The organism is Corynebacterium sp. HMSC072A04 (assembly GCF_001809235.1).
Lineage (GTDB): Bacteria > Actinomycetota > Actinomycetes > Mycobacteriales > Mycobacteriaceae > Corynebacterium > Corynebacterium hiratae.
Map to the genome: position 1 here is coordinate 1 of NZ_KV796747.1, position 20,398 is coordinate 20,398.

At 58.5% G+C, this 20,398-nt stretch carries 19 protein-coding genes and 2 tRNA genes; 9 read left to right on the forward strand and 12 right to left on the reverse strand.

Annotated elements, in window-relative coordinates:
* Nucleotides 1–268 precede the first annotated feature (268 nt).
* Entirely contained in the window at nt 269–2,809 is a 2,541-nt protein-coding gene (gene pepN / locus HMPREF2565_RS01930) for an aminopeptidase N (RefSeq protein WP_070511987.1), read from the reverse strand.
* Nucleotides 2,810–2,908: 99 nt separating this feature from the next.
* Between pepN and HMPREF2565_RS01935 the strand changes: the two genes are divergently transcribed.
* Complete coding sequence (locus tag HMPREF2565_RS01935; protein ID WP_070511991.1) at nt 2,909–3,523, forward strand: mycothiol-dependent nitroreductase Rv2466c family protein; 615 nt, start codon at nt 2,909–2,911, stop codon at nt 3,521–3,523.
* 37 nt (nt 3,524–3,560) lie between these two features.
* Nucleotides 3,561–4,034: a ribose-5-phosphate isomerase gene (locus tag HMPREF2565_RS01940; protein ID WP_046647313.1), complete on the forward strand. Its 474-nt coding sequence runs from the start codon at nt 3,561–3,563 to the stop codon at nt 4,032–4,034.
* On the opposite strand, the gene HMPREF2565_RS01945 is transcribed toward HMPREF2565_RS01940, so the two are convergent.
* Nucleotides 4,031–4,858: an aldo/keto reductase gene (locus HMPREF2565_RS01945; protein WP_035117630.1), complete on the reverse strand. Its 828-nt coding sequence runs from the start codon at nt 4,856–4,858 to the stop codon at nt 4,031–4,033. The two genes, HMPREF2565_RS01940 and HMPREF2565_RS01945, sit on opposite strands and share 4 nt — an antisense overlap.
* Before the next feature lie 154 nt (nt 4,859–5,012).
* A tRNA-Gly gene (locus tag HMPREF2565_RS01950) sits at nt 5,013–5,087 on the reverse strand.
* A 187-nt stretch (nt 5,088–5,274) separates the two neighbouring features.
* Here HMPREF2565_RS01950 and HMPREF2565_RS01955 point away from each other — a divergent pair.
* From HMPREF2565_RS01955 to tig, 3 genes are all read left to right on the forward strand, one after another.
* Nucleotides 5,275–6,093: a hypothetical protein gene (locus HMPREF2565_RS01955; RefSeq protein WP_070511994.1), complete on the forward strand. Its 819-nt coding sequence runs from the start codon at nt 5,275–5,277 to the stop codon at nt 6,091–6,093.
* Nucleotides 6,094–6,231: 138 nt separating this feature from the next.
* Nucleotides 6,232–6,305: transfer RNA gene (locus HMPREF2565_RS01960), tRNA-Pro, on the forward strand.
* A gap of 73 nt (nt 6,306–6,378) precedes the next feature.
* Nucleotides 6,379–7,737: a trigger factor gene (gene tig, locus HMPREF2565_RS01965; RefSeq protein ID WP_070511997.1), complete on the forward strand. Its 1,359-nt coding sequence runs from the start codon at nt 6,379–6,381 to the stop codon at nt 7,735–7,737.
* A gap of 172 nt (nt 7,738–7,909) precedes the next feature.
* Here tig and HMPREF2565_RS01970 read toward each other — a convergent pair whose 3' ends face one another.
* The 6 genes from HMPREF2565_RS01970 to HMPREF2565_RS14365 form a co-directional block, all read right to left on the reverse strand.
* Nucleotides 7,910–8,491 carry an NADPH-dependent FMN reductase gene (locus HMPREF2565_RS01970; protein WP_049154325.1) on the reverse strand — a complete coding sequence of 194 codons (582 nt, stop codon included), beginning with the start codon at nt 8,489–8,491 and terminating at the stop codon, nt 7,910–7,912.
* Between the two features lie 39 nt (nt 8,492–8,530).
* Entirely contained in the window at nt 8,531–8,803 is a 273-nt protein-coding gene (locus HMPREF2565_RS01975) for a hypothetical protein (RefSeq protein WP_034655492.1), read from the reverse strand.
* Complete coding sequence (nrdF, locus tag HMPREF2565_RS01980) at nt 8,787–9,812, reverse strand: class 1b ribonucleoside-diphosphate reductase subunit beta (RefSeq protein WP_083306706.1); 1,026 nt, start codon at nt 9,810–9,812, stop codon at nt 8,787–8,789. The genes HMPREF2565_RS01975 and nrdF overlap by 17 nt, the downstream gene beginning before the upstream one ends.
* A gap of 51 nt (nt 9,813–9,863) precedes the next feature.
* Nucleotides 9,864–12,059 carry a class 1b ribonucleoside-diphosphate reductase subunit alpha gene (nrdE, locus tag HMPREF2565_RS01985; protein WP_070512000.1) on the reverse strand — a complete coding sequence of 732 codons (2,196 nt, stop codon included), beginning with the start codon at nt 12,057–12,059 and terminating at the stop codon, nt 9,864–9,866.
* Between the two features lie 50 nt (nt 12,060–12,109).
* Nucleotides 12,110–12,547, reverse strand: coding sequence for a class Ib ribonucleoside-diphosphate reductase assembly flavoprotein NrdI (nrdI, locus tag HMPREF2565_RS01990; protein WP_012715214.1), 438 nt, complete (start codon nt 12,545–12,547; stop codon nt 12,110–12,112).
* Between the two features lie 145 nt (nt 12,548–12,692).
* A complete protein-coding gene (locus tag HMPREF2565_RS14365) occupies nt 12,693–13,373 on the reverse strand; it encodes a metal-dependent transcriptional regulator (RefSeq protein ID WP_070512005.1) in 681 nt (226 codons plus the stop codon).
* Between the two features lie 138 nt (nt 13,374–13,511).
* Between HMPREF2565_RS14365 and HMPREF2565_RS02000 the strand changes: the two genes are divergently transcribed.
* Both HMPREF2565_RS02000 and HMPREF2565_RS02005 read left to right on the forward strand, forming a co-directional pair.
* On the forward strand, nt 13,512–14,111 hold the full coding sequence (locus tag HMPREF2565_RS02000; protein WP_010190917.1) for an ATP-dependent Clp protease proteolytic subunit: 600 nt from the start codon (nt 13,512–13,514) through the stop codon (nt 14,109–14,111).
* A gap of 21 nt (nt 14,112–14,132) precedes the next feature.
* A complete protein-coding gene (locus HMPREF2565_RS02005) occupies nt 14,133–14,756 on the forward strand; it encodes an ATP-dependent Clp protease proteolytic subunit (RefSeq protein ID WP_070447792.1) in 624 nt (207 codons plus the stop codon).
* Nucleotides 14,757–14,809: 53 nt separating this feature from the next.
* On the opposite strand, the gene fabG is transcribed toward HMPREF2565_RS02005, so the two are convergent.
* Together fabG and HMPREF2565_RS02015 are read right to left on the reverse strand one after the other, a co-directional pair.
* Nucleotides 14,810–15,580, reverse strand: a complete 771-nt coding sequence (gene fabG, locus HMPREF2565_RS02010) for a 3-oxoacyl-ACP reductase FabG (RefSeq protein WP_071406804.1) — start codon at nt 15,578–15,580, stop codon at nt 14,810–14,812.
* A gap of 41 nt (nt 15,581–15,621) precedes the next feature.
* A complete protein-coding gene (locus HMPREF2565_RS02015; protein WP_071406805.1) occupies nt 15,622–16,926 on the reverse strand; it encodes an MFS transporter in 1,305 nt (434 codons plus the stop codon).
* Between the two features lie 199 nt (nt 16,927–17,125).
* Between HMPREF2565_RS02015 and clpX the strand changes: the two genes are divergently transcribed.
* Nucleotides 17,126–18,421, forward strand: a complete 1,296-nt coding sequence (gene clpX, locus HMPREF2565_RS02020) for an ATP-dependent Clp protease ATP-binding subunit ClpX (protein ID WP_046648969.1) — start codon at nt 17,126–17,128, stop codon at nt 18,419–18,421.
* A gap of 90 nt (nt 18,422–18,511) precedes the next feature.
* Complete coding sequence (locus HMPREF2565_RS02025) at nt 18,512–19,447, forward strand: sugar-binding transcriptional regulator (protein WP_049154338.1); 936 nt, start codon at nt 18,512–18,514, stop codon at nt 19,445–19,447.
* A gap of 52 nt (nt 19,448–19,499) precedes the next feature.
* Here HMPREF2565_RS02025 and HMPREF2565_RS02030 read toward each other — a convergent pair.
* Nucleotides 19,500–20,398 (reverse strand): NupC/NupG family nucleoside CNT transporter (locus HMPREF2565_RS02030; protein WP_071406806.1); only part of this gene is annotated, 899 nt, incomplete at its 5' end.

A 20,398-nucleotide genomic window follows, 5' to 3' on the forward strand; every position in this document is an offset into this window, starting at 1 on the left:
CGCGCGAAGCTCATCGGGTGTGCCAGGTATGTTTTCCACCAGCGCAATCCCCAAGTTGCGGAGGCGGAGGTAGGTTTCGATATCCCCCATGGGCACGAAGATTAAAGCAGCACCCGCAGCCTCGCAACCGGAGGAACAAAATCCCTGCTTAGAAGGGATGCGTCACGTGTAGTGGGGAGATTGTGGATCACAGGTCGGGATAAGCGCCAAACACGGGCTCGGAACTGGCATGAGAAAAGCCCCTCAGGGGAGGGGCTAGATGCGTGTGCTAACCGCGGTCGACGGCGCGGTTGCGCAGGGCGCGGGCGAGGCGGTCACGCTGCTCGGTCACGGCGCGGCGCAGGCCACCGGCCAGATCGCGGGAGAGAAACTCATCGGCGCGGTCGAGGGTCTCCTGGCTGACATCCCAGCGCGGGAACAACCCGGTCACCGTGGTCAAGGCAATCTCGTTGGACTGCGCGGACCAGATCTTTTCCGCCACGTCGAAGAACTCTGCACTCGGCAGGAGCTCGTCGGCGCCTACGAACGTCAGGCCCGCCAGCTTCGACTCCAAGTCGCGGTTGCCCAGCTCACCGGCGACAATCTCGTCCCACACCGCGCGCTTGTTGTCCTCGGTGTTTACGGCGGCCAACGCCTTAAGCGAGGCCTGGTAACCCGTCGCGGTGTTATCGCGGTTGAGTTCCTCAGCCACCGCCGTCATGGCGGCGCCGGCGGCTTCGGGGCCGGTGACGTCGGCAAGCGAGCCATCGGCGATGAGCGCAGTGAGCGCCTTCCAGCGTAGGCCCGCATCCGAGGAAGTCTGAAGGAGCTCCTGGAAGAAGGTGCGGGAGGCGTCGTGAAGCTTGATGCCGGCCAGCGCCTGGGTGAAGACGATGGAGCGCGCGGTGTCATCGGAGCGGGCGCCGTCAAGGAGGGCGTCGGCAAGCTGCGTATCCTCCTTTGCCCACTCCGGGTCGGCGTAAGTGGACTGGGCCATAGCGGCCTGGGAGAGGATGCGCTCCAGCACGGCGAGCTCGGTCTCCGCCGCCGCACCGCGGGCCACGAGTGCGACGAAATCGCGGGCGCGCATCGAGCCTGCGCGGGTCATCTCCCACGCGGTGGACCAGCACAGAGTGCGGGCCATGGGGTCTTCGAACTTGTCGATATTCTCCTGCAGGAACTGCAGGGAACCGGCGTCCAGCTCGATGAGGCAGTAGGTCAGGTCATCGTCGTTAGGCAGCACAAAGTCGATGTCCGCCTGCTTGCGGCCAATGAGTTCCGGAATCTCGGTAAAGGCGCCATCGATATCCATCTCGATGCGCTCGGTGCGCACCACCTTCTCTCCTTGCAGGGCGTAGACGCCGACGGCGACGCGGTGGGTGCGCAGAGTATCGCCACGTTGGGTGAGATAGGCCTGTGTGATGGTGCCGGACTCGTCCGTCTCCAACGCCACACCCAGAGTGTTCACTCCCGTGGTCTTCAGCCACTGCTGTGCCCAGAAGGACAGGTCGCGCCCCGAGGCCTCCTCGAGGTGGCGCAGCAAATCCCCGAAAGTAGCGTTGGCCCACTGGTGCTCCTGGAAGTGGCGGCGCACGCCAGCGAAGAAATTCTCGCGGCCCACGTACGCCTGCAACTGCTTCAGCACCGACGCCCCCTTGGCGTAGGTGATGCCGTCGAAGTTCTGCTCCACAGTCTCAATATCGGAGGCATCCGTGGAAATCGGGTGCGTCGTGGGCAGCTGGTCCTGCTGGTAGGCCCACGCCTTCTCCACGTTGGCAAAGGTCACCCACGCGGTGTCGTACTGGGTCTCCTCCGCCTGGGAAATCGCCGCCGACCAGGTGGCGAAGGACTCGTTGAGCCACAGGTCATCCCACCACTGCATGGTCACGAGGTCACCGAACCACATGTGCGCCAGCTCGTGCAGAATGGTGTCCGCGCGGCGCTCGTACTTGTAGTGCGAGGCTTGCGACGTAAAAACATACTCGTCGCGGATGGTCACGCAGCCGGCGTTCTCCATTGCGCCGGCGTTGAACTCCGGAACGAAAATCTGGTCGTACTTGCCAAAGGGGTAGGCAAAGCCGAAGTTGCGGTGGTAGAAATCAAAACCCTGCTTGGTCTCCGTGAACAGGCGCTCGGCGTCGAGCGAATCCAGCAGCGAGGGGCGGCAATAAATACCCAACGGCACCTCAACGGTTTTAGCAGGCGAGCCCTCCGGGTGCTCCGCCAGCGTGCCCGTCCACGTATCCGTCACGCCCACATACGGGCCCGCACACAGAGCAATCAGGTACGTCGACAGCGGGTAATCCACCGCCGCGCGCACGGTGTTGCCTGAACGCGTGATGGGGGAGTTCGTAATCACTGTCCAGTGCTCCGGAACCTCAAGAGCCAGCGAGTACGTAGCCTTCAGATCCGGCTGGTCAAAGCAGGCGAAGACGCGCTTGGCGTCGGCAGTCTCGAACTGGGTGTAGAGGTAAGCCTCGCCGTCGACCGGGTCGACGAAGCGGTGCAGGCCCTCGCCCGTGCGGGAGTATCGAATCTTCGCCACGACCTTCAGCTCATACTCCGCCACCTGCAAACCCGACAGCGGGATCCCGTACGTCGGGTCATAAGCACTGGTGGGCAGGGGAGCGCCGTTTAGGCGGACCTCGAGAAGCTCGTCACCGCGCAAGTCAATAAACGTAGAACCGGCCTTCTTAACTCGGAACTTCACCACCGTGGTGGAGGTGAAAAACTCTTCCCCGGTGAGGTCGAGGGCAACGTCATAGTGGCTTACCTCCAGCATGCCGGAGCGCTGTTGGGCTTCCTCGCGGGTGAGGTTAATCGAGGTCATGTAGGTTACTCCTCTTCGTCGGTGATTAAGTCTCTGCACCAGCGTAGTCATACGCCTAGGGTGGGGTGCCACAGACTACACAAGCAAAGGAGATTTACTGTGGCCCAACAAGTAACCTTCTGGTTCGACTGCTCCTGCCCCTTCGCATGGCTGACCTCGCGCTGGATTAAAGAGGTGGAGAAGGTCCGCGATATCGAGGTGACCTTCCAGCCGATGTCCCTCTCGGTGCTCAACAAGGGCCGCGACTTGGACCCGGAGTACATGAAGATGATGGAGGCCAACTGGGGCCCTGCCCGCGTAGCAGCCAAGATTGCCGTGGAGGCCCCGGACAAGGTCGACGCCTTCTACACCGCCATGGGCACCCGCATCCACACGGAGGGCCAGGGCGGCAAGAAGGGTTACGGCGCCTACGACGACATCATCAAGCAGGCGCTTGACGACGTCTCCCTCCCCTCCACCTTCGCCTCCGTGGCCAACACCGAAGAGATGGATGAGAAGCTCACCGAGTTCCACAACCGCGGCATCTCTGAGGTTGGCGATGAGGTCGGCACCCCGGTGGTGAAGTTCGGCGATACCGCTTTCTTCGGCCCGGTCATTACCCGCGTTCCCACCGGCGAGGAAGCCGGCGAGCTTTTCGACGCCTCCGTGCGCCTCGCCAAGTTCCCGTACTTCTTCGAACTCAAGCGCTCCCGCACCGAATCCCCGCAGGTTTAGTGCGTGGGATGGCCCACAGGCCGGTAGGATGTGGGCCATGCGCGTTTATTTAGGAGCAGACCACGCAGGGTTCGAGATGAAAAACATCATCGCCGAGCACCTGAAGAAGCAGGGCCACGACGTCATTGACTGCGGTGCCCACGAGTACGACGCCGAGGATGACTACCCGGCATTTTGCATTGAGGCCGCGCTGCGAACCGTCAACGATCCGGGCTCGCTCGGCATCGTACTGGGCGGTTCCGGCAACGGCGAGCAGATCGCCGCGAATAAGGTGAAGGGCGCGCGCTGCGCCCTGGCGTGGTCCCCGGAGACCGCACGCCTGGCCCGCGAGCACAACAACGCCCAGCTCATCGGTATCGGTGGCCGCATGCACTCCGAGGAGGAGGCACTCGCGATCGTGGATGCCTTCCTGGATCAGGAATGGTCCCGTGCTGAGCGCCACCAGCGCCGCATCGACATTCTTGCTGAGTACGAGCGCACCAACATTCCGCCGGAGCTTCCGGAGGCCTAGTTCATGTCCTTGGGGTGAGTGCCGCCGCGGCCCTCTTCCCCGAGGTCAAGATCAGTAATCGCAGCCATCTCGGATTCATCGAGTTCGAAGCCGAATACATCGAAGTTCTGCGCGATGCGCTCCGGGTTTTCGGACTTCGGGAACACGATGACGCCATTTTGCAGGTGCCAGCGGATAATCACCTGAGCGGGGGAAACGCCGTATTTCTCGGCAGGCTCGGTGATTTCCGGCTGCTCGAAGAGATCCGTCTTGCCCTGGCCCAATGGGCCCCAGGCTTCGATGTGCACCTGGTGGGCGCGGAAGGCATCGAGCTCACGCCAGCGCTGCAGGTAGGGATGCAGCTCCACCTGGTTGACCACGGGGGTTTCATCAGTCTGGGTTTCCAGCTGGTCCAGGTGCTCGAGTTCGAAGTTGGAAACACCGATGGACTTGGCCTTGCCGGCCTTCTTTAGTTCAATGAGCTGCTTCCATGCCTCGACGTAGTGGCCGTTATCTGGGCAGGGCCAGTGGATGAGGTAGAGGTCCACGTAATCGAGACCTAGCTTCTCCAAGGACTCGTCGAGAGCTGCGGCCGCATCAGTCTGGCGGTCGTTCCACAGCTTCGTGGTGATGAACAGCTCCTCGCGCGGGATGCCGGACTTGGCAATCGCGCGGCCCACACCTTCCTCGTTGCCGTAGATGGCAGCGGTATCGATGTGGCGGTAGCCCACCTTGAGGGCTTCGAGGACCAGTTCCTCGGTCTTGTCGGGGTCTACTTTGAAGACGCCGTAGCCGAGCTGGGGGATGGTGTTGCCGTCGTTGAGTTCAATATTGGGTACAGTCATGCGGCCCACTCTACGTAGGGGCGGCGCATTCTGACAGAAAAGATGCATGGCCAGGCATGATGCGGCGGCAAAACAAGCCATGGGCGCTAACGAATGTGAAAAACGACTGAAGCCGCACCGGCTACCTAAAATAGGTGGTCAATGCAGCTTTTCGTGGAGGGAATGACGGGAATCGAACCCGCGTCTTCAGCTTGGAAGGCTGAGGTATTAGCCACTATACGACATTCCCACAACCGACGATCTCAAACTTTCAAAGCTTCGACTTTGAAAGCCGTTGAATCGGCGTGCGAACTACTTTAGCGCACGTGGGTGCTGAAACGAAAATGGGAACTAGAAGAGGGCAAAGATCGTTATTTTGGATAGGTACACAATCATAACTACGCACAATTCGACTCTTAGATGAAAGTGGTGCTTTCGTGAGCTCGTTATTGCTCCTTGTCCTCATTGTCGGCGGCGGCGCATGGTTCCTCTCCTCGAGAAGCGGGAAAAAGCAGCAGGAGCTGCGGGAATCCCAGCGCTTCGATGATGCGATGGCGGATGCGCGCCGCTGGACCGAGCGCCTTGGTGGCCAGGTCATGAACTTAAGCGGAACGGACACCGCCTCCCAGCAGGCCATGGCGGATGCATCCGAGCGTTTTACCGCCGCCAACTCCGCGATTTCCCAGGCCACGACGGTCAAGCAAGCGCACCTAGCGCGCGAATCTGCGCTGGAGGGTCTTTACTATGTTGCGGCCGCCCGCGAGATTATGGGCATGGACCCGGGTCCTGAGCTGCCGCCGCTGGAAGGTCAGCGCCAGGCCGGCAAGGTGACGGAGACCCGCACGGTGGAGGCCAACGGGGAGACGCTGACGGCGTCGCCAAGCGCATCTGCAGAAACCCCCAACTACTACCCGGGCGGTGTCGTGGCTGGACGCCCGGTCCCGGCCGGTTGGTATTCCCGCCCGTGGTGGGCCGATGCGCTGACCACCGGCGTGTGGATGGTGGGCTACTCCATGATGTTTAACGCGATGTTTGCCGGCATGGCGGGAGTGGGCTACTCCGCCGCGGCGGCTGAAAGCGGCGACTGGGGTGGAGACCTCGGCGGCGCTGAAGGCATGGACGGCGGTGCCATGGACGGAGCCGGTGATATGGGCGCTGGCGATGTCGGAGGAGGCGACGATGGCGGCTTCTTCGATGGCCTCTTTGGCGGTGACGGAGGCGATGGTGGAATGTTTGATTTTGACTTCGACTTCTAAAGAATAAAAGCGCCTCTGACATGCACGAATGAAGTTAAATTGGGGCCGGTGTTGGGATAGCTAAGCGCCTATCGGTACACTAGCCCCAGTATGAAGCGCAGCTGCGTGCGGAACTTCCGGGCGTAGAGGCTTTCCATACGGGGCGTGGCGCAGCTTGGTAGCGCACCTGCTTTGGGAGCAGGGGGTCGCAGGTTCAAATCCTGTCGCCCCGACGTATGGGGGCCTGGACGTACATCCAGGCCCCTTAATTACATCTTTAAACGATCACAATCAGGAGAGTTTCTCGTGAAGACCACCGTAGACAAGCTGAGCGATACCCGCGTCAAGCTCACCGTCAACGTTCCGTTCGCTGAGCTGGACAAGGAAATCGATCAGGCCTACGCGGCGATCGCGCAGCAGGTTTCCATCCCGGGCTTCCGTAAGGGCAAGGCTCCGCGCCAGCTTATCGACGCCCGCTTTGGTCGTGGCCCCATCCTCGAGCAGGTCGTCAACGACATGCTGCCGTCCCGCTACGAGCAGGCTGTTACCGAAAACGATCTCAAGGTCATTGGTCAGCCGGAGATCGACATTGCCAAGCTGGAGGACAACGACTTTGTCGAGTTCACCGCTGAGGTAGATATCCGCCCCGAGTTCGAGGTGCCGGACTTCTCCAAGATTTCCGTCAAGGTGCCGGCGCTCGAGATCGGCGATGAAGACGTCGACAAGGCCCTCGAGGACCTGGCTTCCCGCTTCGGTGAGCTCAAGGACACCAAGCGCAAGATGAAGACCGGTGATTTCGCTGTCATCGACATCACTACCGAGGTTGATGGCACCAAGCTGGAGGAGGCTTCCCACGAGGGGATGACCTATCGCATCGGTGACGACAACCTGATTAAGGGCCTCGACACCGCACTGCGCGGCATGAAGACCGATGAGGACAACGAGTTCACCACCACCATCCAGTCCGGTGAGCACGAGGGCGACGAGGCCACCGTGAAGGTCCACGTCCAGCAGACCAAGGAGCGCAAGCTGCCGGATCTCGACGACGAGTTCGCACAGATGGCCTCCGAGTTTGACACCATCGACGAGCTGCGTGAGGACACTAAGACCCGCGTCGAAGAGTCCAAGAAGTCCGAGCAGGCTGCCGCCATCCGCGATGAGGTCCTGAAGGCCGCTCTGGCAGAGGTTTCCTTTGAGCTGCCGTCCTCCATCGTTGATGAGCAGGTTCACGCTCAGCTGCACCAGGTCATGGGTCAGCTGGCTCACGACGAGAAGGCTCTGGCCCAGCTGCTTGAGGCACAGGGCACGACCCGCGAGGAGTTCGACGCTGATGCTCGCAAGTCCGCTGAGGAATCCGTTCGCACCCAGCTCTTCCTCGACGCCCTGGCTGAGATCGAGGAGCCGGAGGTGTCCCAGCAGGAGCTGACCGACCACATCCTGTTCACCGCGCAGTCTTACGGCATGGACCCGAACCAGTTCATCCAGCAGCTGCAGTCCAGCAACCAGCTGGGCAACCTGTTCTCTGACGTTCGCCGCGGCAAGGCCCTGGCAACGGCTATCTGCCGCGCCGAGGTTACCGACGAGGCCGGCAACAAGGTTGACGTTGACCAGTACTTCGGTGAGATCGAAGAAGAGGACGCTGCTGAAGCTTCCGAGGAGAAGTAATCTCCCGCTTGTAACGCGCTGCTGCCACATGTGTGGTGGCGAGCGCGCATGAAACCCCGGATTCAGGTAACTCAAGGATGAGCCTGAATCCGGGGTTTTGTCATTGTGAACGCCCTCTAGGAGTCTTTGAGTACTTCGTAGAGGGCGTGATGGGTGTTGGCTAGGGATATCGCTAGCCGTTCGTGGCTCTACCGGCCTCGTCGGTTAGCTGCAGGAAGCGCATGACGTAATCCTTGACAAAGTCTGCGGTACGTTGATTGAGATGTCCGGACTCTTCGAAAAGGGTGGGGGATTGGCCCAGAAATACTTCGGGCTGACCAGGGAGCGGCATATCGAAGTAGGACAGGGCGAGGCGAAGGTTCTTCTGTGAACTGTAGCCGCCCATGCGGCCTACAGAGTGGCTAATGATACCTGCGGGAAGGTTCTTCCACGCCACATCTGAGTTGGGCTTAGAGCCGATGTCCACTGCGTTCTTGAGGCAGGCAGGGATAGTGCGGTTGTTCTCTGGCGTAATGAAGAGGATCCCGCTCGAGTTCTTGATGGTCTCGCGAAAGGTGGTGTACTCAGCCGGAGTGGGCTTGTCCGTGACGGCGGGGTCATCGTAGTCGAAGTCATAGAGCGGCAAGTCACGGATTTCCACGATGTTTGCCTCGTAGTCTTCAGGGATCATCGTGAGCACCTCGTGTGCAATCTTGCGTGCAAATGACTCTCGGCGCAGGCTGCCGACGATAACGCTGATACGTGGGGTGGTCATGGTAAACCTTCTTTCTTAGTTGGGTGTAGGGAGACGTGGTCAAGGGAGAAAAGGCTTGCAGCCAAAGGCCGGTGGTGGGCCGGCAGCGTGGGCGGCGGTGAGGAAGCCATCTACTTTGTCTCCTTCTTCATGGCGGAAGTACAGTTCGATGAGCCCTAGAAGACCCCCGAGGACGGCCTCTCGTGCGGCGGATGTATTCAACAGCCGCATGGCTGCGGGTTGGTTTCCTTCGCGGATGGCTTCAAACAGCGCGATGGTCTCAAGCCAGCTTCCTTGGTCCGGTCGCGGAAAAGGTTTAGAAATCCCAGTCATCATCACTCGTTTCTTCAGCAGTACCAATGACATAGGAGGAACCAGATCCAGAGAAGAAGTCATGGTTCTCATCTGCTCCGGGGGCTAGGGCGGCGAGGATTTCTGGGTTCACTTCCGTTTCTTCGGGCGGGAAATAATCCGGGTAGCCCAAATTCATGAGTGCCTTATTGGCGTTATAGCGAACGAACACGGCTACATCATCCATGAGTCCCAAAGGCTCATATAGCTCGCCGGAATAGTCCAGCTCTAGTGCATAAAGTTCTTCGAGCAAAGAAAAGGTGAAATCATGCATTTCCTTCTGCCGTAGCGGGGTCGTGGATTCCAGACCGCGCTGATACTTGTAACCCGAGTAGTAGCCGTGCACTGCCTTGTCACGCAGAATGAGGCGAATCATGTCTGCCGTATTTGTCAGGGTGGCGTGGACAGAAAAGTGCAAGGGAAGATAGAAACCCGCGTAGAGAAGCAGCGAGGAAAGCAGCGTCGATGACACCTTGCGTTTCAGTGGATCCGGCCCAAAATAGTGCGCGAGCACTTTCTTGGCGCGTGCCTGGAGAAGGTCATTATTCACCGCCCAGCGGTATGCTTCATCAATTTCCTTTGTACTGCTCAGGGTAGAAAACACTGAAGAGTAAGAACGGGCATGGACTGACTGCATGAAGGCGATGTTGGTATACACGGCCTCCTCGTGTTCGGTGCGGGCATCTTGAATCTGACAGATTTCACCCACGGTGGCCTGGACAGTATCCAGGGTGGTGAGTCCCGTGAACACCCGCATGGTGAGGTTGCGTTCCTCGGGTGTCATCCTCTGCCATGCCGGGAGATCATTAGAAAGCGGGACCTTCTCTGGCAACCAAAAGTTAGCGGTGAGACGGTTCCACACTTCAAGATCCTTGTCATCGCTCACCCGGTTCCAATTGATGGCGCGGATGCGGGCTGAAGGATCATGCCGGTAGCTCGGCGGTGTAACTGAAATGCTGGTTAGTTCAGCACTGTTCGATGTTGAAGACATAGCTTCTTTCTTTCTGAGTGGATGGTTGTGGACAAGGGGAGGACCGTGCTTCTACAAAGCACAGGAGACGCAGCCTTCGACCTCGGTTCCTTGGAGCGCGGATTGGCGTAAACGGATGTAGTAGAGGGTCTTGATTCCGGCTTTCCAGGCATAGATCTGTGCCTTGTTGATGTCCCGCGTGGTGGTATCAGCGGTGAAGAACAAGGTCAGGGAAAGCCCTTGGTCCACGTGTTGGGTGGCCATGGCGTAGGTGTCGATGATTTTTTCGTATCCCACGGCGTAGGAGTCATCGAAATACTCCAGGTTGTCGTTGGTCATTTCCGGTGCGGGGTAGTACACGCGCCCCAAGCGGCCTTCCTTGCGTATTTCAATCTTGGAGGCAATAGGGTGGATGGACGCGGTGGAGTCATTGATGTAGGAAATTGATCCAGTGGGTGGAACTGCCTGCAAGTAGGCGTTGTAGATGCCGTCTTGCATCACTTGATTCTTGAGCCGTAGCCAATCCTCGCGTTGGGGGATCTGTACGCCTGCTTCGTGGAAGAGCTGTTTTACGTGTTCAGTGGCTGGCGCCCAGTCTTGGTCGATGTATTTGTCAAAGTAGGCGCCAGTGGCATAGGTGGATTCTTCGAAGCCTGTGAATCGTTGACCTTTTTCAACCGCGAGTGCATGGGATGCGCGGAGCGCATGGTAGGTCACCGTGAGGAAATAAATATTTGTAAAGTCCAGTGCCTCGGCGCAGCCATAAGGAATACGCTTGGAAGCCAGGAAACCGTGGAGATTCATTTGGCCCAGACCAATGGCATGCATGGAGGCATTTCCGTGAGCGATGGAAGGAACAGCTTCGATATTCGTCAGGTCTGAAACCTTCGTGAGGGCACGTACTGCGGTTTCGACGGTCTCCCCAAAGTCCGGTGATTCAAAAGCCTTCGCAATGTTGAGCGAACCTAGATTGCAGGAAATATCCTGGCCGACGGTGGTGTAGTCACCCGAAGCTCCGTAGGTGGATGGCGTGTTGACCTGGAGGATTTCACTACACAGGTTGGACATATTGATATGTCCTTTGAGGGGATTAGCGCGGTTGACCGTATCCTCAAAGAGTATGTAGGGGTATCCGGATTCAAACTGAAGCTCAGCCAGCGTGGTGAAAAACTCGCGGGCCTTAATGGTCGTGTGAGAAATTCGCGGATTGGAAACCAGCTCGTCGTAATACTCGGTGATAGACATGTCAGACATGGCTACGCCGTACTCGCGAGCGATGTCATACGGGCTAAAAAGATGCATATCCTTGTTCTCTTTGGCCAGCTGGAAGGTTATATCTGGAATAACAACTCCCAGCGAAAGAGTCTTAATGCGGACTTTCTCATCGGCATTTTCCCGCTTGGTATCCAGGAAACGAAGAATATCTGGATGGTGCGCATGTAGGTAGACGGCTCCAGCGCCCTGTCGAGCGCCCAATTGGTTGGCATAGCTGAAGCTATCTTCCAGAATTTTCATGACTGGGACTACGCCGGAAGCTTGGTTCTCAATCTTTTTGATTGGGGCTCCGGATTCGCGCAGATTGCTCAGTAACAAGGCCACACCACCGCCGCGTTTTGAAAGCTGCAGTGCAGAGTTCACGCTGCGGCCAATGCTTTCCAAATTGTCTTCGATGCGAAGGAGGAAGCAGGAGACCATTTCGCCACGCTGGGCTTTTCCTGCGTTGAGAAAAGTAGGGGTGGCGGGCTGGAAGCGTCCGGTCATGATGTCATCCACCAGCTTCCCCGCAAGCTCTTCATCGCCCTGTGCAAGGTACAAAGCTGTGGTGGCGACGCGTTCTTCGTAGCCTTCCAGAAATCGCGAGCCATCAAAGGTTTTCAGTGCATATGAAGTAAAGAACTTAAATGCGCCGAGGAAGGTGCGGAACTGGTGTTTAGCTTGGTGTGCTCTGTCGTACATGGCGCACAGAAAGGCGTCATCATAAAGCTCAAGGAAATCCCGCTCGTAGTACTCGTTATCAACCAACCATTCCAAGCGTTGCTTGGTGGAATCGAACTGATGCATGCGGGGAGCGACATGGTGTGTGACATAGTCTTGTGCTGCCTGAATGTCCTTGTCAAACTGGATTTTTCCAAAAGCGTCGAACAAGTTCAGCTGCGCGTTGAGTGCGTGGTAGCTTTTGCGCTTGCCGACACCGCCGGCATTGTCTGCTGAAGCAGTGCGGGGCGTAGCGCCAATAGTCTGTGTGGGGGTGGCATCAAGAGGCCGCATTGTGTTGTCCAATCTGTGTGATGCGGATGTGTTCTTCATCTTGTGGGGGATTAATGGGGTGTCATCGTTAGCTGCTTTTGCTGCTCCCAAAATTTTTGAAGGCCCTGCTTTACGGCGGCAATGTCCTTCTGGGTGCCGAGAAGCTCGAAGTGATACAGCTCCGGTACGTGGCACTTGGCGGAAATGATGCGTCCGGCGACGCAGTAAGCACTTCCGAAGTTGGTATTCCCTGAGGTAATAACGCCCCGGATAAAGGAGCGGTTGATTGGGTCATTGAGGAAGTCGATGACCTGTTTGGGGACTGCGCGTTTGAGCGAGCCTCCGCCGTAGGTGGGAACGATGAGTACGTACGGGTGTGAAACCTGGATCATCCCGGTTTTCTTGGGGCGCAGCGGAATGCGCACCGCGGGTCTATCTAAGCGTTCGACGAATCTTTTTGTGTTTTCTGAAACGCTAGAAAAATACACCAAATCTGGTGAGTCTGACATAGCAATCCTGCTCATCCTGGCCTTAGCCATAAGTGGGATAGGTGATATTCGAAAAGACTAACTACGCAATGGCGTAGTTGCAACTACGGCCCAACGTAGTTTTGAAAAGGGCAGGTGAGAGTAGGATTAATGCAAAGGGGAAGGTCTAACGGCTGTGGTGTGCTACAAACACTGCGTCGGTAGCTGGGCGTCCAAGCACTACCCACTGAGTGCTGCCGGCCACCTGTATTTCGAGAGAGTCTGAAAAGGGCGCTCCCTCGCGCGTGCTAAGAACAGCCCCAGTGACAATGCCGCGCTCTTCAAGGAATTTCAGCAGTTCTGGGTCGGAATCAGAAATGCGTTCCACGGTCACTTGCGGTTGTGCACCGCTGTCGGTGAGACGGTGTGCACTGGGGATTGTGATCTGTCCATCAACCGTAGGGATAGGATCGCCGTGCGGATCCCTAGTGGGGTAATCAAGGAACTTATCCACACGTTCTATGAGCATGTCGGACACCGCGTGTTCGAGATTTTCGGCTTCATTATGGACTTCGTCCCACGTGTAGTCCAATGCTTGAACCAAAAAAGACTCGAGCAATCGGTGGCGGCGCACCATGACCAATGCGTACTGCCTGCCAAGTTCGGTTAACTCCACAGAGCCATAGGGCGTGTGTGACACGAGCCCTTGCTTCGACATTTTGCGCACTGCATCGGAAACCGAGGAGAGCTTGAGTCCCAACTGTTTCGCTATAAGTGTGGCGGTAACGGGCTCGGACGACCATTCCTTTAGCCCCCAGATTGCTTTCAAATAGTTCTGGGTACTGGTGGATAGCTCGGAAACAGACATGAGCAAATGTTAACCCAGCTTCCGTATGCGCCTTTGGTGCTGCGCCCCAACGCTCATAGCGAACAGAGGCCAAGTTTGAGAGGAATGCCGGTAAGGTGGGGCCAGTTAAAGCATTCTTCACTTGAAGGAGAACTATTAATGTCTGAGAAGATTTCAATGAACTCGTCGTCTACGGGTATGAATCTGAGCGATAGCGTGTATGAGCGCCTGCTGCGCGAGCGCATTATCTTCCTGGGAACCCAGGTGGATGATGAGATTGCCAACAAACTGTGCGCCCAGATCCTCCTGCTGTCCGCAGAGGACCCCACGCGCGATATTTCGCTTTACATCAATTCCCCGGGTGGCTCGGTCACCGCGGGCATGGCCATCTACGACACGATGAAGTACTCGCCGTGCGACGTGGCTACCTATGGCATGGGCCTGGCTGCCTCGATGGGCCAGTTCCTGCTGTCAGGCGGCACCAAGGGCAAGCGCTACGCGCTGCCGCACGCCCGCATTATGATGCACCAGCCTTCTGCCGGTGTTGGCGGTACTGCTGCAGACATTGCCATCCAGGCGGAGCAGTTCGCGCAGACCAAGCGTGAGATGGCGGAGCTCATCGCTGAGCACACGGGCCAGACCTTCGAGCAAATTACTAAGGATTCGGACCGCGACCGCTGGTTTACCGCCCAGCAGGCCAAAGAATACGGCATCGTCGACCACGTCATCGAGTCCGTCAACGGTCCTATCACCAACTAGGGAACAAGGAGCTTTATCACTATGTCTAACCTTCAGATGCCTTCTTCCCGCTACGTTCTGCCGGAGTTCATTGAGCAGAACGCACAGGGATCGAAGACCACCAACCCGTATTCCAAGCTTTTTGAAGAGCGCATCATCTTCCTGGGCACCCAAGTCGATGACACCTCTGCTAACGACATCATGGCGCAGCTGCTGGTCCTGGAATCCCAGGATCCGGACCGCGACATCACGATGTACATCAACTCCCCGGGTGGCTCCTTCACCGCGCTGATGGCCATCTACGACACCATGCGCTACGTGCGTCCTGACGTGCAGACCGTCTGCCTGGGCCAGGCTGCTTCCGCTGCCGCCGTGCTGCTGGCAGCCGGTGCTCCGGGCAAGCGCGCCGCTCTGCCGAACTCTCGTGTGCTGATTCACCAGCCGCGTACGCAGGGCACGCAGGGCCAGGTGTCGGACCTTGAGATCGAGGCCAACGAGATCGAGCGCATGCGCCGCCTCATGGAGGAGACCCTGGCTGAGCACACCGGCCGCACCGCCGAGCAGGTGCGCATCGATACCGACCGCGACAAGATCCTCACCGCGCAGGAAGCTGTCGAGTACGGTCTCATCGATACCGTCTTTGATTACCGCAAGCTCAACGCCTAAGTGAGCAAGACTAAAGCCCCGCTGTCTAGTAGATAGCGGGGCTTCGTTCGTGCTTAAGCCTCGTAGGGCGGCAGGATAGCCTCGGGGGACTCGGGAAGGATCTGGCCACCGTCAATGATGAGGGTCTGCCCGGTAATGTAGCCCGCCTCGCGGGAAGCCAAGAAGGCGGCGGCGTTGCCGATATCGCGCGGGGAACCCAGGCGGTGCATGGGGATGGAGCGCGCCATCTGGTCGAGGTACTCCTGACCTTGACCCTCCAAGCCCTCGGTGAGGATATTTCCGGGGAGCACACCATTGATGGTGATGCCATCGCGGGCAACTTCCAGCGCTGCGGAGCGCATGAAACCTTGCTGCGCGGCCTTCGAAGCGCCGTAGTGCGCCCAGCCTGGGTAGCCGGTGTGCGAGCCGGTAATAGACGTCGTGATGACGATGCGCCCGTAGCCCGCCTTCTTCATGTGGGGCAGCGCCTCCTGCACTACGGTGAAGGTGCCGTGCGTGTTGATGGCGAACATGGTGTCCCACTGCTCATCGGTCATGTCCTCGAGCGAGCAGTTGGGGAAGACACCGGCGTTGGAGCAGACGATATCGATGCGGCCATAGCGCTTGACGACGTCCCCATAAAGGTTGCGGACGGAGTCGCGCGAGGTGACGTCGACAAGCAGGGCGTCCACACCGAGGTCTGCGGCGGTCTTCTGCGCGGCCTCCAGGTTGAGATCCGCGATGACGACCGTGGCACCTGCTTCGCGCAGGGCGCTAACGATGCCGCGACCAATGCCGGCGGCGCCGCCGGTGACGATGGCAACCTGGTCTTGAAGGTCAAACATGTGCTGCTCCTCAGCGGTTGGGTCTGTGTGCGCCCTCCAGCCTAGGCCGCCACGGTCTCGGGTGCTGTCTGCTTGGTGGTTGCCGTGTAGGCGCGCACGCCGATGAGGGAGACTGCGGCCAGCACCGCGGTGACACCAGCAAGGGTGTACAGGCCGGTGGGGGTCCAGCCGCTTTCGAGGAGGTAGCCCGCCAGGATGGGGGCGAGGGTAGCGCCCACGCGAGCGATGCCGATGGCGGCACCCGTGCCGGTGGTGCGCAGCGCTGAGGGGTAAGCCTCCGGGGTGACGGTGTAGAGGCCGGAGATGCAGGCGTTGAGGGTAAGACCCACGCCAACGCCGAGGGCAAACATCAGGGAAGGTACTGCAGTGGAGTTAATGAAGCCGACGAGGACGACGGAGGAGATAAGGCAGAAGACGATGAGCAGGGGGCGGGCGTCGATGCGGGTGGTGAACAGGCCGTAGAGGATGGCACCGATAGCACCGCCGAAGGAGAGCATGATGCCGCCGATGATGCCCTGCTGGGCGGTAAGGCCCTCGGCGGTGAGGAGCTTCGGGGTCCACTGTGAGGTGAAGTTGTAGGCAAACATGATGAAGCTAAAGGCCAGCCACAGCTTGATGGAGGTGCGCAGGAACTGCGGCGAGACGAGGTCCTTGAAGGAGGCCTTGTGGGCGGTGCGGGGGCGGACGCTGACTTCGCCCGTGAGGCCGAGTTTGGCAGCGATGGTACGGACAGAATCTATGCGGCCGCGCGCGGCGAGGAAGTCGGCGGACTCGGGGACGAAGGCAACAGTGAGGATAAGGGCGACAACGGTGAGTGCTGCCCCGACCCAGAAGATGGGCTGCCAGCTATCGAAGGAAGAGGCGACAACGCCGCAGAAGGAGGCACCGAGGCCATAGCCGGAGGCGTAGATGGCGACGGCCAGGCCGCGGAAGCGCAGGTTGGAATACTCGCTGACGAGGACGGTGACGCAGACAAGCACGCCGCCGACTCCGATGCCGGTGATGAGGCGGCACAGCAACAAGAGGCTAAAGGTAGGCGCAAGGGCTGTGAGGACGAGGCCGACGAGATCGATGACGAGCGAGACCGTGATGAGCGTGGTGCGCCCGAGGCGGTCAGCCAACGGGGCGAGGAAGAGCGAGCCAAGGCCGATACCGATGAGGGCGGCGGACAGGAGCCAGCCGAGGGAAGAGTCGGACAGCGCGAATTCTTCGCTGACGGTGCCGGCGCCGAAGGCCATGGCGACCATGTCGTAACCGTCGAGGGCATTGAGGAAGAGGGCAATGGCGATGATGAGCCACTGGCGCGCGCCCATGGGGGAGCGGTCGATGAGTTCGCGGATGTCCATGAAAATCTTTCTGCTGATAGAGCGGTTTCGATGTAAGTTAGTGAACCGCTCTGTCTATGTCTACTAACTGCCGTTTTAAATTCAAGGGCGCGCCGCTGAGTGAGGAATAGCGCTCGAGTCTGAGTGGTTTACTAGAGTGGAACAAACTGCGGTAAAATCGCCCCACCATAACCCCAGAGAAAAGAGTTGAAAGGCCTTCATGGCACGTATGCAAGAAAGCGCTGACCTGCTCAAGTGTTCCTTCTGTGGAAAGAGCCAGAAGCAGGTGAAGAAGCTTATCGCCGGCGGCGGCGTCTACATCTGTGACGAGTGCATCGAGCTTTGCAACGAAATCATCGAGGAGGAGCTCGGCGCGGCTCAGGCCGAGGCGGACGAAGAGAAGGAGATGCGCCTTCCGCGTCCTTCGGAGATTTCGGCTTTTCTGGATAAGTACGTCATTGGCCAGGACCAGGCCAAGCGCGTGTTGTCGGTGGCTGTGTACAACCACTACAAGCGCATCAAGGCTGAGGAGGCCGCGGGCCTGGAGGGCCGCCGGAAGAAGGCGCAGGATGAAGAAGTTGAGATTTCTAAGTCCAACATCCTGATGCTGGGCCCGACGGGCTCCGGTAAGACCTACCTGGCGCAGACCTTGGCGCGTTTGTTGGACGTCCCCTTCGCCATTGCGGATGCCACCAGCCTGACCGAGGCTGGTTACGTGGGCGAGGATGTGGAGAACATCCTGCTCAAGCTGCTGCAGGCAGCGGACTTTGATGTGGAGCGCGCACAGCACGGCATCATCTATGTCGATGAGGTGGACAAGATCTCCCGCAAGTCGGAGAACCCCTCGATTACCCGCGATGTGTCCGGTGAGGGCGTGCAGCAGGCGCTGCTGAAGATCCTTGAAGGAACCGTGGCAGCTATCCCACCGCAGGGTGGGCGCAAGCACCCGAACCAAGAATTCATCCAGCTGGATACGACGAACATCCTCTTCATCGTGGCCGGTGCTTTTGCGGGCTTGGACAAGGTGATTTCGGAGCGCGTGGGCAAGAAGGGCGTGGGCTTTGGCGCCAAGCTGGAAACTAAGGATGAGAAGGAATCAGTCGACTTCTTCTCCCAGGTGCGTCCGGAGGACCTAGTGAAGTTCGGCCTCATCCCGGAGTTCATTGGCCGCCTGCCGGTGGTTGCGACGGTGGATAACCTGGACCGCGAATCGCTGGTCAAGGTGCTCGTGGAGCCGAAGAACTCTCTGGTCAAGCAATACCAGCGCCTGTTCAGCATGGATGGTGCGGAGCTGCACTTCGAAGACGCAGCGCTGGAAGCGATCGCTGAGCTCGCGCTCGAGCGCAAGACCGGTGCCCGCGGCCTGCGCGCCATCATGGAGGAGCTGCTCGTGCCCATCATGTATGACCTCCCAGACCGCGAGGACATCGCCAGCGTCCACATTACGAAGGACTGCGTGACTGACGGCGGCGAGCCGGAGTTCGTCTACTCGGACGAAGCGAAGGAGTCCGCTTAAACCGGCTGTAGATTTATGGCTGGGTGGTGCTGGAAAGCGTCGCTCGGCCATTTTTGCGGCTCAAACCAGAGTGGATGAGAGGAATCGACCATGGAGCTACGTGACGAACAATCACTGCAGGTGGCCAAGCTTTACTATCGCGGAGGGCTGAGCCAAAGCGAGGTGGCCGCTGAGATGGGGTTGTCCCGGCCAACCGTTGCCAAGCTCTTGCAACATGCCAAAACCCGCGGATACGTCACGGTCGAAATCCATGATCCCCGTGAGGACGGCGATGAACTAGGCCAACGCCTAATGGAGCGTTATGGGCTTGAGGATGTTCGTCTCGTCTTTAGCCCTCGTGGTGATGAAGACACGCTTACAGAGGGCTTGGGGCGCGTCGGGGCCAAGATGCTCCATGAACTTGTCCATGACGGTATGAGCGTGGGAATTTCCTGGGGGAATACCATGCACGCAGTGGCGCGGCATATGCAGCCAAAAAGCGTGGCTGGAGTCGAGATTGTACAGCTCAAAGGCGGACATTCGCACTCTATCCGCGTGACGAATGACATGGATACGCTCAAGCGCATTAGTGCGGCGTTTGGAGCCGAGACTCTAAGTCTGCCTCTGCCGGTTATTTTCGACTCTGCGGAAGCAAAAGAAATCGTCGAGAAAGATAGACACATTTCTTCAATTTTGAATGCAGGGCGCCACGCTGATCTTGCGGTTTTCACTGTGGGAGCTGTCTCACGCGATAGCCTGTTGATGAACCTTGGATACCTCAGTGAAGAGGAGATCCATGTGCTTGAACGCCAGGCCGTTGGTGATGCATGCTCGCGTTTTTACACGGCCGATGGGGAGGTGGCTTCGCCAGCTATAGATGCGCGCACTATCGGCATTTCACTTTCAGAACTAAAGGCGATTCCGCAACGCTTCATGGTGGCCGGTGGGCTTCAAAAGATGGCAGCCATCGATACCGCGCTGCGCATGAAGTTGGCGACGCATGTCGTCATCGACAAAGAAACAGCGAACCGATTGCTTCAGCTTTAGGAGAAAACAAACAAAAGAGCCCCTCGTGCTGAGAGGCTCTCCTTGGTGCGGGTTAAAGAACCATGGGGGCGACGATGACGCCCACAATGGCAGCATTGAGCATGTTGGTCAAGAAGCCGCCGAACAGGGCCTTAGGCCCGAGTTTCGCAATCTCGCCGCGGCGCTCCGGTACGAGGCCGCCGATCGCTCCAATTTGAATACCGATGGAGGAGATGTTGGCAAAGCCCGCCAGAGCAAAGGAAGAGAGCATGATGGCTTTATCACTGAGCTGGTCGATGCTTTCACCAAAGGCGGTGTAACCAACGAATTCATTGAGGATTGTCTTTTGGCCAATGAAGTTGCCAACCTGCATAACGTCATCCCACGGAACACCGATGAGCCATGCCACCGGAGCGAAGAGGAGACCAAAGAGGCCTTCAAGAGACCAATTGTCTTGACCGAAGATGGAACCTACGCCGCCGAGGATGGCGGAGAGCATCGCGATCATAGCGATAAAGGCAATGAGGAGGCAGGCCACTGAAATGGCAATCTTGCCACCGGCCATGGCACCGCTACTGATGGCATCGATGATGTTCTTGGAATCGTTATCGCGCACGTCCTTGACCGTGGCATCTAGATTAGATTCCTCGGTCTCCGGCATGAGGCCCTTGGCGATAAGAAGGGAACCTGGAGCGTTCATCAAGGATGCGGCCAGAAGATACTCCAACGGTGCGCCCAATAGGGAATAACCAATGAGCGTGGAGCCGGCGACCGAGGCGAAGCCGCCGACCATACAGGTGTAGAGCTCCGAACGAGTGAGCTTGGGCAGGTACGGCTTGATGACGAGAGGGGTCTCCGACTGGCCGAGGAAAACAACTGTCGTGGCCCAGACAGACTCCACCTTGGATGTGCCCATAAGCCAGTTAATGCCCGAACCGACATAGGGCCTGACCCCCGGAAAGTAGACACGTC